Annotated in this window: 12 protein-coding genes and 2 pseudogenes; 6 read left to right on the top strand and 8 right to left on the bottom strand. The window is 63.5% G+C overall.

What is annotated here, in order from left to right; all coding sequences use genetic code 11:
- Positions 1 to 99: 99 nt before the first annotated feature.
- A complete protein-coding gene (locus tag V1289_RS29130; protein ID WP_334401007.1) occupies positions 100 to 753 on the bottom strand; it encodes a tetratricopeptide repeat protein in 654 nt (217 codons plus the stop codon).
- A 115-nt stretch (positions 754 to 868) separates the two neighbouring features.
- Positions 869 to 1174, bottom strand: coding sequence for a 30S ribosomal protein S21 (gene rpsU, locus V1289_RS29135; protein ID WP_074273221.1), 306 nt, complete (start codon positions 1172 to 1174; stop codon positions 869 to 871).
- 237 nt (positions 1175 to 1411) lie between these two features.
- Between rpsU and aqpZ the strand changes: the two genes are divergently transcribed.
- A complete protein-coding gene (gene aqpZ / locus V1289_RS29140) occupies positions 1412 to 2125 on the top strand; it encodes an aquaporin Z (protein WP_334401009.1) in 714 nt (237 codons plus the stop codon).
- Between the two features lie 12 nt (positions 2126 to 2137).
- Here the strand turns inward: aqpZ and V1289_RS29145 are convergent, their stop codons facing one another.
- Positions 2138 to 3238 carry a 5-(carboxyamino)imidazole ribonucleotide synthase gene (locus V1289_RS29145; RefSeq protein ID WP_334401011.1) on the bottom strand — a complete coding sequence of 367 codons (1101 nt, stop codon included), beginning with the start codon at positions 3236 to 3238 and terminating at the stop codon, positions 2138 to 2140.
- Entirely contained in the window at positions 3235 to 3723 is a 489-nt protein-coding gene (gene purE, locus V1289_RS29150) for a 5-(carboxyamino)imidazole ribonucleotide mutase (RefSeq protein WP_334401013.1), read from the bottom strand. The genes V1289_RS29145 and purE overlap by 4 nt, the downstream gene beginning before the upstream one ends.
- A gap of 152 nt (positions 3724 to 3875) precedes the next feature.
- On the opposite strand from purE, the gene V1289_RS29155 reads away from it, so the two are divergent.
- Positions 3876 to 4676 carry a GGDEF domain-containing protein gene (locus V1289_RS29155; RefSeq protein WP_334401014.1) on the top strand — a complete coding sequence of 267 codons (801 nt, stop codon included), beginning with the start codon at positions 3876 to 3878 and terminating at the stop codon, positions 4674 to 4676.
- Positions 4677 to 4734: 58 nt separating this feature from the next.
- Here the strand turns inward: V1289_RS29155 and V1289_RS29160 are convergent, their stop codons facing one another.
- Positions 4735 to 4986, bottom strand: a complete 252-nt coding sequence (locus V1289_RS29160) for a hypothetical protein (RefSeq protein ID WP_309179814.1) — start codon at positions 4984 to 4986, stop codon at positions 4735 to 4737.
- A 108-nt stretch (positions 4987 to 5094) separates the two neighbouring features.
- Positions 5095 to 5286, bottom strand: a pseudogene (locus tag V1289_RS29165) (hypothetical protein); the annotation flags it as partial.
- Positions 5287 to 5559: 273 nt separating this feature from the next.
- On the opposite strand from V1289_RS29165, the gene V1289_RS29170 reads away from it, so the two are divergent.
- On the top strand, positions 5560 to 5940 hold the full coding sequence (locus tag V1289_RS29170; RefSeq protein WP_309185196.1) for a response regulator: 381 nt from the start codon (positions 5560 to 5562) through the stop codon (positions 5938 to 5940).
- An 81-nt stretch (positions 5941 to 6021) separates the two neighbouring features.
- Here V1289_RS29170 and V1289_RS29175 read toward each other — a convergent pair whose 3' ends face one another.
- On the bottom strand, positions 6022 to 6228 hold the full coding sequence (locus tag V1289_RS29175; protein WP_074273228.1) for a YdcH family protein: 207 nt from the start codon (positions 6226 to 6228) through the stop codon (positions 6022 to 6024).
- Positions 6229 to 6468: 240 nt separating this feature from the next.
- Between V1289_RS29175 and V1289_RS29180 the strand changes: the two genes are divergently transcribed.
- The gene (locus tag V1289_RS29180) at positions 6469 to 6654 is read left to right on the top strand and encodes a YdcH family protein (RefSeq protein ID WP_309179813.1); all 186 of its coding nucleotides are present in this window, start codon (positions 6469 to 6471) and stop codon (positions 6652 to 6654) included.
- Between the two features lie 81 nt (positions 6655 to 6735).
- Here the strand turns inward: V1289_RS29180 and V1289_RS29185 are convergent, their stop codons facing one another.
- On the bottom strand, positions 6736 to 7839 hold the full coding sequence (locus tag V1289_RS29185) for an NAD(P)/FAD-dependent oxidoreductase (protein ID WP_334401022.1): 1104 nt from the start codon (positions 7837 to 7839) through the stop codon (positions 6736 to 6738).
- A gap of 272 nt (positions 7840 to 8111) precedes the next feature.
- Here V1289_RS29185 and V1289_RS29190 point away from each other — a divergent pair, with 272 nt between their 5' ends.
- Together V1289_RS29190 and V1289_RS29195 are read left to right on the top strand one after the other, a co-directional pair.
- On the top strand, positions 8112 to 10817 hold the full coding sequence (locus V1289_RS29190; RefSeq protein WP_334401024.1) for a sensor domain-containing protein: 2706 nt from the start codon (positions 8112 to 8114) through the stop codon (positions 10815 to 10817).
- Between the two features lie 98 nt (positions 10818 to 10915).
- Positions 10916 to 11848: pseudogene (locus tag V1289_RS29195) on the top strand (IS630 family transposase).
- Positions 11849 to 11894 lie beyond the last annotated feature (46 nt).

Here is an 11894-nt window from a genome sequence, read left to right on the forward strand (position 1 = left end):
CAATAGCGTTTTCTGGCGAAAGCCTGCCCCGCACGTGGAGAGCGAGGCGGGTTGCGTCGACTTATCTGCCCACGAAAACGCGTCGAACCAAAAGCTAATTCAGCCGCCGACGCGCGCGAGGCCGCTGCGCGAGGCTTCGTCCTTGGGGCGGATCGCAATCGCGCGGCTATAGGAAGCGGCTGCCTTGGCCTTGTCGCCGAGCCGCTCGTACGTCAGGCCGCGCGCGGCCCAGGCCGGGGCGCTGTTCGGGTCGGCCTGCACGGCCTCGTCGAGATCGGCGGCGGCTTCCTTGGCCTTGTCGATTGCGAGGTAACTGGTCGCTCGACCAACCAGCGGCTCGGCCCTTTGCGGTGTCAGGCCATTGGCCGCGGTGAAATCCTCGATCGCCTGCTGGTGCTGCTTCTCGCCCTGATAAATCAGGCCGCGGCTGTACAGGGCTTGCGCGTTGTAGGGGTCAAGCGCGAGCGCGCGATCGAATTCCGCAAGGGCCTCTTCGGTCTTGCCGGATTTGGCCAGCACCTGGCCGCGCGTGGTGTAGCCCTGGGCATCGCTGACGCTGCGGGCGCTGATATCATCGGTCGGTTTCTGCGCGACCGGCGTCGGCTTTTCACTGTCGGATCCCCACGATCCCAGATCGAACGAGCAGCCGGCAAGCGGGATCGCAAGGGTGATCGCAAGCAGGACCAGCGGCGCCGCGGCGCGGCGGCGGCAACGCCAAACTCCGGAGGCAGCCAGGGGAGCCGGAATAGCCATTGTGGAAAATGCTCGCGCGGAGAACCCTGTATTGGTAACCCGGAAAATGCGCCCCGCAAAACAACAACGCGGGCGCAAGGCCCGCGTCATCGGATTCTCAAATCTGCACCAGGGATCAGCGCGGTCCGCGACCTGCGCCCGGACCACCACGGCCGCCGCCAGCGCCACCGCGCTCGGCACCCGGACCGGCGCCAAACACCGGCTTCGGCTTCATCGGCAGCAGGCCTTCGCGCTGCAGCTTCTTGCGGGCCAGTTTGCGCGCACGGCGCACGGCTTCGGCCTTTTCGCGGGCCTTCTTCTCGGAGGGCTTTTCATAGTGTCCGCGGAGCTTCATCTCGCGGAAAATGCCCTCGCGCTGCATCTTCTTCTTCAGCGCCTTGAGGGCTTGATCGACGTTGTTATCGCGGACGAGAACCTGCACGCGGCATCCTCTTTCAATTGAACGGATAGGAATTCGGGTAAAGCAAAGGGTCGGCGAAAGGCCTGACCCTTAACCTTGAGGGCGCGGATGTATCAGACAAAACCGGCCATGTCCATCTGCGGGACGGGGATTTGTGCCGGAAAAGGCCCGAATCACTTCGCATAAAGCTTGGTTCCAGACCTTCAGTGCACCTTAACGAGGCTTGCCTAGGTTTCGGTCAGCAAAGGGGAGGAAATCATGAACACAAGAAAGTACGCAGCCGAGGCGATTGGGACGTTTTGGCTGACTTTCGCGGGCTGCGGCAGCGCGGTCATCGCGGCCGCATTTCCCCAAGTCGGCATCGGATTGGTGGGGGTCGCGCTGACGTTCGGGCTTAGCGTCGTGACCATGGCCTATGCGATCGGCCATATCTCCGGCTGCCATCTCAATCCCGCGGTGACGGTGGGCCTCGCCGCAGGCGGGCGCTTTCCGGCCGGGCAGATCGCCCCCTATGTCATCGCGCAGGTGATCGGCGCCATCGCCGCCTCCGCGCTGCTTTATGTCATTGCCAGCGGCGCTGCCGGCTTCGACCTTGCCAAGGGTTTTGCGTCCAACGGCTATGAGGCGCATTCGCCGGGCCAATACAGCCTGGTCGCGTGCTTCATCATGGAAGTGGTGATGACCATGATGTTCCTGTTCATCATCATGGGCGCGACCCACGGCAAGGCGCCCGCAGGCTTCGCGCCGCTCGCCATCGGATTGGCGCTGGTGATGATCCATCTCGTCAGCATTCCCGTCACCAACACTTCGGTGAATCCGGCGCGCAGCACCGGTCCGGCGCTGTTCGTCGGCGGATGGGCGCTGGCGCAGCTCTGGCTGTTCTGGGTCGCGCCGCTGATCGGCGGGGTGCTGGGTGGCGTGATCTATCGCTGGCTCAGCGATGAGCCGGGCGGTGTCGTCGCAGGTACCTGACGCGGGCGGCGGCTATTTCTCACGCGGCAGCACCTCGGTGACGTGTCCCATCTTGCGGCCCGGCCGCGGCGGGCCCTTGCCGTAAAGGTGCACGGTCGCACCGGGGACCGTCAGCCATTGCTCATAGCCCAGGATGTCGTCGCCGATCAGGTTCGTCATAGTCACCGGGCCATGGCGGACCGGCTTGCCGAGCGGCCAGCCGGCAATGGCGCGGATGTGCTGCTCGAATTGCGAGATCGAGGCGCCGTCGAGCGTCCAGTGGCCGGAATTGTGCACCCGCGGCGCGATCTCGTTGACCAGCACCTGCGGCCCGCCATTCTCCATCACCACGAACATCTCGACCGCGAGCACGCCGACATAGTCCAGCGCATTGGCGATCTTCTCGGCGATCGATCGCGCCTGCGCGGCGAGCTCGTCCGGGATATCGGCCGGGGCGCGCGAGAGTTTCAGGATATGGTCGCGGTGCTCGTTTTCGGTGACGTCGTAGCATTCGACATCGCCGTTGGCGCTGCGCGCGGCGATCACGGAGATTTCGCGCTCGAACGGCACGAACGCCTCGAGGATCGCGGATTTGGTGCCGAGATCGTTCCAGATCTGATCGGGATCGTCGCCCTCGCGGATGATGGCCTGGCCCTTGCCGTCATAGCCGAAGCGGCGGGTTTTTATCACCGCGGGAAGGCCAATGCGGTTGATTGCCGCGCGCAGTGTCGCCGCCGAAGACACATCGGCATAGTCCGCGGTGCCGATGCCGAGCCTGGTGATAAAGTCCTTTTCGATCAGCCGGTCCTGCGTGGTCTCGAGGATCTTCTGCGCAGGGAGCACCGGGCGGCGCGCAGCCAGCACCATGGCGGTCGCGGCTGGTACGTTCTCGAATTCATAGGTGACGACGTCGACGTCGTTGGCGAACAGCTCCAGCGCCTCGACATCGGCATATTCGGCGCAGGTCGCGTTCAGCACGACGTCGAAGGCGGGCGAATCCGGGTCCGGCGAAAACACCTGGCACCTGAACCCGAGGCGCGCCGCCGCCATGGCCAGCATCCGGCCCAATTGTCCGCCGCCGAGAATTCCGATGGTGTCGCCCGGCTGCAGCTTCACCTGACTTGAAGCTGTCACGCCGTTCCCTCCGGCCGCTCGGCGACCGCCTCGGTTTGCTGTTGACGCCAGGCGGCGAGCCTTGCCGCCAGCGCTGGATCGTTCAGCGCGAGCACGCTGGCCGCGAGCAGCGCGGCATTGATGGCGCCGGCTTTGCCGATCGCCAGCGTCCCGACCGGGATGCCTGCGGGCATCTGCACGATCGAGTACAGCGAATCGACGCCGGACAGCGCCCTGGATTCGACGGGAACGCCGAACACCGGAAGTTCCGTCAGCGCCGCCGCCATACCCGGCAGATGCGCCGCACCTCCGGCGCCGGCGATAATGATCTGAAAGCCCTCGGACTTGGCCCCCTTGGCGAAAGCGTACAGCCGGTCCGGGGTGCGATGGGCCGAGACGATGCGCTTTTCGCAGGCAATACCGAGCGCCGCCAGTGTTTCGGCGGTATGGCGCATGGTTTCCCAGTCGGACTGGCTTCCCATGATGATGGCGATGGGGGCGGTCATGTCGTCAATTCTGTTCGGGAATCCAGAAACATAGGCCGGATTATAGGGTCGGCCCGGGCTTCATCCAAGGCGTGGCAAGGGGTACGGAATGGACTATCCTGTCTTGGTGAATCCCGGCAAGCCTTCATAAGCAAGCCTGCACAGGGAAGGCCATGAAGAAGAAAACCAGGGCGGCAGCCTCAGGGGCTGCAAAAAGCCGTAAAACCGCCGCGGCAGGGCGCAAGGCCGCGCCGCGCCGCCCCCCTGCGCCCGTCCCCCCGCCGCCGCCGGCCGCGCTCGGCGATGCCAAATCGACGATTCGGCGGCTCAAGACGCAGTTGGCGCAGGCGCTGGCGCGGATCGACGAGTTGCAGGCCTCGGCCGAGACCGACTTCCTGCTGGATATCCTGAACCGGCGCGGTTTCGAGCGCGAACTCCACCGCTCGATCGCCTACATCAAGCGCTATCACGCCAGCGGCGCCTTGATCATACTCGACGTCGATCGCTTAAAGCCGGTCAACGATGCCTTCGGGCACGCCGCCGGCGATCAGGTGCTCAAGGCCATTGCGGCCACGCTCTGCAGCCAGGTGCGCTCTTCGGATGTGGTCGGCCGGCTCGGCGGCGACGAGTTCGCGCTGCTGTTGTGGAACCTCAGCGAGACCGATGCCAAGGCCAAGGCGGCGGCGCTGGAGGCGGCGATCGATCGTCTCACTTTCGTGTTTAGCGGCCAAACCGTCGCCGCGGGCGCATCCGCCGGCGTCGCGATCCTCGGTCCTCACGCCGAAGCCGGCCGCGCGCTGGAAGAGGCCGACAGCGCGATGTATGTGCGCAAGGCGCAGCGGCGGCATGAGGGTGAAGCGAACAGCATGCCATCGTCACTTCGAGCCAGCGGGTCGCGCGAACCGCGCGTCCGACAACCGGCTCCGCGACTTGTCCGCCGTAGCTCAACGAGCGAAGGCGGAAGCAATCCATAAGCGGTCAAACCAGCAAGACGGACCGGATTGCTTCGCTCGCTGCAATGACGAAAAAAATCTACAGCCCGCTCAGATCGTCCGGCACGTTGCCGAATTTCCGCAGCAATTGCGCGTCGCCGAATTCGCCGATCATGGGATCGCCGGTACGGCTGAACGCAACGGCGCCGATGCTGCCGGGGGTCCGCGACAGGATCTCGGCGCGCCGCAATGCGGTGGTCGGGCTCTGGCATTCCTCCGCCGCGCCCGCGACCGGCGAGCCGTCGTCATCCTGCAGGAATGGCAGTGCTACGTAGTACGTGACATCGGCCATCTTTATCACTCCCGTCTTGATCGATTAGGCGGCACTACTGCTTGCGCGTGACGACCCCGTCTTTTGTTTCGACGCGCTCTCGTCACGCGAACCGGTCGCCACTTCGCTGGAATACGCTCTGGCCGGCACGCAGCCGGCCGCGATCGCCGCCTGCAATTCCTCCAGTTCGGTTTCCAGATATTCGTTCGCCATGATCAGCGCCTTGATGGTCGAGCGCAGATTGCCGTCGCACATCGTGATCGCCTGGTCGCAGGCCTGCTCGTAACGGCTGTTGTCGGACAGGGACGATGATGCGGACATGGGAAGCTCCCTCTTTGGCTGGCGGCAGGGATATGTTCTTCTTTTGTTCTTGCAGAGTCAAGCCGGAGCAGCCGCGCAAAATTCGCTTTCCCAGCACTGCTGCCCGCCTCGCGCAAGCGGCGTGCGGAAGGTGAACCGCGTCGCGGCGACGATGTCACGTCGCTGGTTCCGCCATCGGCGAGCGCTTTCGGAAGCGGGTTTCGGGAAAATCGCGCGGCGCGGAACGAAAACGATATTCGGCACTTAACGCCGATTGGCGGGGAGTTTAAGCGCATGCGTCCTGCGGCCCGCAAAAGGCCTGTGGTGTTGATCGTCGAGGACGAGTTTCTGTTGCGGATGGACGCGGTCGGCATGATCACCGATGCAGGCTTCGAGGTTGTCGAAGCTGCCAATGCCGATGACGCGATCGAAATCCTGGAGGCCCGCCGCGACATCAGTGTCGTGTTTACCGATATCCAGATGCCGGGTTCGATGGACGGGTTGAAACTCGCTCGCGCGGTCAGGGGCCGCTGGCCCCCGATCAAGATCGTCGCGACCTCAGGCCTTGTGGATGTCGGGGAAAAGGATCTGCCGGAGGGCGGGCGGTTTTTGCAGAAACCCTACGAGGCCGAAGCGCTCGCCGGCGTGCTGCTGGAGTTGACGGGCGGCACCTGAGTCCGGTCCGGAGCCTGACATCGGGCCGCGCATCACGCGGACCCGTCTGCGCGATGCCGGAGTGGCAGTCAACAACGGCAATCAGGCAATGATATCAGGCGTGATCTGGTCTTCGATGAAGGCGATGCGGTCGCGCAATTGCAGCTTGCGCTTCTTCAAGCGCTGCAGCCGCAGCAAGTCAGGCGCCGGCGATTGATGCAGGGCATCGATCGCCGCGTCGAGATCGCGGTGCTCCTGCTGCAGCCTTGCCAGCTCAGTATGGAGTTCGCGCTCATCTTCGTTGGTCATGGTGTACGTTAGCTAATAAGCACGATGAGGTTGTAAACGGTTTTTCGGAAGCCGCCGGGCGAATATCGTCCCTGTGAGCCCGCTCCGCAAGCTGACCAGGTTCCATACTCACGATTGGTTACAGATAAATCCGAAAATATGAGCCAGGCGATTCGCGATACCCATCGACAGATTCGGTGGCTTGTGTACACTTATTCGTCCGGATCGAATCTGAGGTTTTACCCACCGAGGAGATTTCGTATGGCAATACAGGCGCATCTTGTTGAACTGGAACGTAAACACAAGATTCTCGAAAATGAATTGCACGAAGCGCTCGTGCACCTTTCCACAGACGACCTGCAAATCCTCGAGTTGAAGCGCCGCAAGTTGATGGTCAAGGATGAGATCGAGCGGTTGAAGCATACCGCGAGCGAGACTCTCCACTAGTCGTAACTCCCCAAGTAGCGTTGGAAGCACCCTTTGTCGCCGGATGAGCGCGCCTTGTGCTCATCCGCCGCAGAGGTGTTGCTACGCCTTGGCCAGTTCGCCGACATGGTCCGCGATCGCCAGTGACGACGTCAATCCGGGCGATTCGATGCCGAACAGGTTGATCAGGCCGCTCACGCCGTGGTCGCGCGGTCCCTGGATCAGGAAATCCTGGGTCGCGACCGCCGGCGGAACGATCTTCGGCCGGATTCCGGAATAGCTCGGCATCAGCGCGCCGTCCGGCAGCGTCGGCCAGTATTTCCGGATTGCCGGATAGAACCGGTCCGCCCGCGCCGGATTGACCGCGTAGTCGATCGCATCCACCCATTCCACGTCGGGACCGAACCGCGCCTGTCCGGCCATGTCGAGCGTGAGGTGCACGCCCAGTCCGCCGGGCTCGGGCACCGGATAGATCAGGTGTGAAAACGGCGCCCGGGCGCTGCAACTGAAATAGTTCCCCTTCGCCAGATAGGCGGACGGTATCAGCTCGATCGGCATGCCTTCGACGCTGCGCGCGACGGCCGGCGCGCCGAGCCCGGCCGCATTGACGAGCAGATTGCATTCCAGCGTCATCGGCGCGTCGCCGCCGGCCTCGATTTCGATCCTGCCTGCGGCGGCCTTGGCGCGCATGAGCGGCGTGTAAAACGCGTATGCTGCGCCTGCCGCTTCGGCATCGCCCCGCAGCGCCAGCATGTAGGCGTGGCTGTCGATGATCCCGGTGGACGGCGACAGCAGCGCCGCATCGCAATTCAGCGCCGGCTCCAGCGCGCGGGCGGCGTCGCCCGCCAGAAGCTGCATATCGAGCACGCCATTGGCTTCGGCATGGGCCCGGATCGATTGCAGTTTTTCGGTTTCTTTCGGCGTCGTTGCGACGATCAGCTTGCCGCAATTGCGATGCGGGATTCCGTGATCGCGGCAGTACCGGTAGAGCGCGTGCTTGCCGCTGACGCACATCTGCGCCATCAGGCTGCCGGCGCGATAATAGATGCCGGCATGGATCACCTCGCTGTTGCGCGACGAAGTCACGGTGCCGATGCCCTCGGCCGCCTCCAGCACGATCACTTCGCGGCCCGCCTGGGCGAGCTGCCGCGCCACCGCAAGCCCGATCACACCGGCTCCGATGACGACGCAATCAACCTTGTCCATGTACGCTTCCGGTCCGGAAATTTGGCGCGAAGTTAGGCTGCAGCCGCGCTCAGTTATTATCTTTTCGTTCAGCAAAGCGGTCGAGCAACCCCTTGGCAACCCCTTGGATTGTCTCGAAATACACCTCGAACGCCGCCCCCGTTAGTGAAGCATTAATCATGTCAGGGCAATTGCCGCAATTTGAGCCACATTTGTGGGTTGCAAGAGCAGGCGTTTACCCGATCCAAACCCGTGAAGCCAGACACTCCGCCGCGGAAATCCGCGGGTGAATGATGGCTGACAAGAATTGGCAGGCAGGCGGGAAGGATTCGATTCCGGCGCGGGCCGTGCTGCGCATGGTCGCCCCTCTTATCGTTATCCTGGCGCCGTGCGCGGACGCATGGGCGGCATCCGATGACTTTGCGCCCCCGAACTATGTCGGCTCCGCCGATCCGAATACGATATGGATCATTCTGCTCGGCGGCCTAGTCATCGCATCATTTCTGATGGCGATCGGGCTGTGGGTGCTTTCGGCCTTGCGCAAGGTCAAGCGGTCGCAACTGCGGCGCAATGCATTTATCAGTTCGGCCCTGAACAATCTCAATCAGGGCGTTGTGATGACCGATGCGGAGCGCCGGATCATCTTCTGCAACGACCGCTATCTCGAAATCTACGGCCTGGCGCGCTCGGACGTCCCCCGCAACATGACCGGTCCGGAATTGCTGGAGTTACGGCGCAGGCGTGGCGTGCTGGATATCAGCGTCGAAGAATTCTATGCCCGGTCCAGCCGCCCGGACGGCCTGATCACCGAACTGCCCGACGGCAGATCGGTTCTGGTCAAGCATTTTATGCTGCCGAACGGCGGCTCGGTCGCAACCCATGATGACTGCACCGAGCAGCGCAAACTGTCGCGAAAGCTGGCGTCGACCACCCAGTTCCTGGAATCGGTGCTCGATAACGTTCCGGTCTGCGTCGCCGCCAAGAACATCGAGGACGGCCGCTATATTTTCGCCAACCGCGCGTTCGAACGTTTCTCGCGCTTCTCCCGCGATCACATCGTCGGCAAGCGCGCCGACGAGATTTTCAGCCCCGGAACCGCGGCAAGCATCGACAAGGCGGACCGGTCCGCGCTCGATGCGCCCGAAGGTTACTTCCGCAGCGAGCTCTTCGTCGAGCGCGGTTCGGAGAAACGCATTCTCGCCTCCAATCGGGTGGTCGCGCGCAACGAAAACAACGAGCCGGAATTCCTGATCGCACTGTTCGACGACGTCACCGAACGCCGGTCGCTTTCCCGCGAGCTGGAAAACAACAAGAAGTTCCTCGAACTCGTGGTCGACAACATTCCGGTTTCGCTGATCGTCGAGCGCGTCAGCGACGGACGCTATTTGCTGGCCAACCGGAGCGCCGAGACCATTCTCAACCGCCGCCGCGAGGACGCCACCGGCTTGACGGCGGCCGACATCTTCAATCCGCGCGAAGCCAAGCTGATCATCGCGCGCGACGAGGCGGCGATCAAAAAACGCGGCCTGCTGACCGAAGAACATCCGATCTCCACCAAGGACGGGTTGCGGCTGTTCCTGACCCGCCGCATGACCGTGCTGGACGATACCGGCGAGCCGCAATATCTGATCAAGACCCATGAGGACGTCACCGATCGGCGCCAGACCGAGTCGCGGATGGCGCACATGGCCTATCATGACGGCCTGACCGACCTGCCGAACCGCGCCGCCTTCCTGCAGGCGCTCGCCCAGATGATCGAGGCCTGCGCCGGCACCGATGAGGAGTTCGCGGTGCTGTGCGTCGACCTCGACGGGTTGAAGGAAATCAACGATGTGTTCGGCCATGCGATGGGCGACAAATTGCTGATCGAAGTGGCGAGCCGTCTTCAGGACTCCGCCCGCGGCGGCGTGGTGGCCCGGCTCTCGGGCGACGAGTTCGGATTGATCATCGACGGCAAGCAGCCGGCCTCCGGCAAGTTGCTGGCCGAACAGCTTGGCGAAGCGTTGGCGAACGAGTTCCTGATCGACGGCAAATCGGTCCGCACCGGCTGCACCACCGGCATCTCGGTGTTCCCGCACAACGGTTCGGACGCCGCCTCGCTGCTCGCCAATGCAGGCGCGGCCCTGTTCCGCGCCAAGGCGAAATCGCGCGGCTCGATCAGCATTTTCGAGCCCGAGATGGACCAGCAGATCCGCGACCGCCGCGTGCTGCACCAGGATCTCTCGGTCGCGATCAGGAACGGCGAATTGTCGCTGCACTACCAGCCGCAGGCCACGTCGGGTGCGACAGTTGCGACGAGCGAAGTGATCGGCTTCGAGGCGCTGGCGCGCTGGCTGCATCCGGTGCGCGGTTTCGTCCCGCCCGGCGAGTTCATTCCGCTGGCGGAAGAAAGCGGCCTGATCGTCGAAATGGGCGAGTGGATCCTGCGCGAAGCCTGCCGCGAGGCGGCCTCCTGGCCGGTGCCGCTGCAGGTCGCGATCAACCTGTCGCCGGCGCAATTCATGCACGGCGACGTGGTCAGCCTGGTGCATTCGATCCTGCTCGAAACCGGGCTGGCGCCCGACCGGCTCGAGCTGGAAATCACCGAGGGCGTGCTGATCGAGGATTTCGATCGCGGCGTTGCGCTGTTGCGGCGGCTGAAGGCGCTCGGCGTGAGGATTTCGATGGACGATTTTGGCTCGGGCTATTCCTCGCTGAGCTATCTGCAGGCGTTCCCGTTCGACAAGATCAAGATCGACCGCGCCTTTGTCATGAATCTCGGGCGCAATCCGCAATCGGCGGCGATCGTGCGCGCCGTCATCGACCTCGGCCACGGCCTCGAAATGTCGATCGTCGCCGAGGGCGTGGAGACCCAGGAGCAGCTCGGCTTCCTGTCGGAAGAGGGTTGCGACGCGGTGCAGGGCTATTTCATCGGCAAGCCTTTCCCGATCGGCCAATACGCAGCCCTGGTCGGCCGCAGCGGCGGCGATGTCATGGAGACCGTGCGCAAGACGGGCTAGAGCGGTTTTCGGTTGATGTGAATCGGAACAGTAAGGGGGTTCCCAGAGGCGCGCAAATCAGATTCGAGTTGCTTTGACAGCAACGGCGAGGTCGCGCGATGGCGAAGGGATACTCGAAAGACCTCAGGGCGCGGGCGGTCGCGCTTGTCGAAGACGGCGAGAGCAGACGGGAAGCGGCGCGGGTGCTCGGTCTCGGCGCCTCGACCGCAATCCGCTGGATCGAGCGCTGGGCGACAACGGGCAGTGTAGCGGCATTGCCCGGCACGGGCCACAGCCGCTCGAGGCGCATCGCCAATGGCTGCTTGATCTGGTCGCAGCGGAGCCGGACTTGACGCTCGAAGAGATTCGCGCGCGGCTCAAGTCCGAGAAGCGGCTGAAAACCGGTACGACCTCGGTCTGGCGCTTCTACGAACGCCACGACATCACGTTCAAAAAAAACTCTGCACGCCGCCGAACAGGATCGTCCTGATGTCGCTGCAGCGCGTGCCGCGCTGAGGGTCGAGCAATCCAAGCTTGATGCGCCGCGCCTCGTCTTCATCGACGAGACGGCGGTTACGACCAAGATGGTCCGGCATCGCGGCCGCTCACCGCGTGGCGAGCGTCTCGTTGCGAGCGTGCCGCACGGCCACTGGAAGACGCTGACGCTCGTTGCCGCGCTGCGCATCAATGGCCTGACGGCGCCTTATGTCATTGACGGCGCGATGGATGGGCCATCGTTCCTCGCTTATGTTGAGCAGATCCTCGCGCCGACGCTGCGCAAAGGCGATATCGTATTCATGGATAACCTGCGCACCCACAAGATCGACGGCGTTCGCCAGGCGGTCGAAGCGGTCGGCGCCAAGGTGCGCTATTTGCCGGCCTACTCGCCCGACCTCAATCCGATCGAAATGGCATTCTCGAAGCTAAAGACAGCGCTGCGCAAGGGGGCCGCTCGCACCGTGACAACGCTGATGAAGCTGATCGGCAGGCTCATCAAGACATTTGCACCCGAGCAGTGCGCGAACTACTTTCGACATGCCGGATACGCGTAGTGACCCATATCAAGTGGAAAGCGCTCTAGGTGTGGTGAACTTCGGT

Source organism: Bradyrhizobium sp. AZCC 2289 (assembly GCF_036924615.1).
Taxonomy (GTDB): Bacteria; Pseudomonadota; Alphaproteobacteria; order Rhizobiales; family Xanthobacteraceae; genus Bradyrhizobium.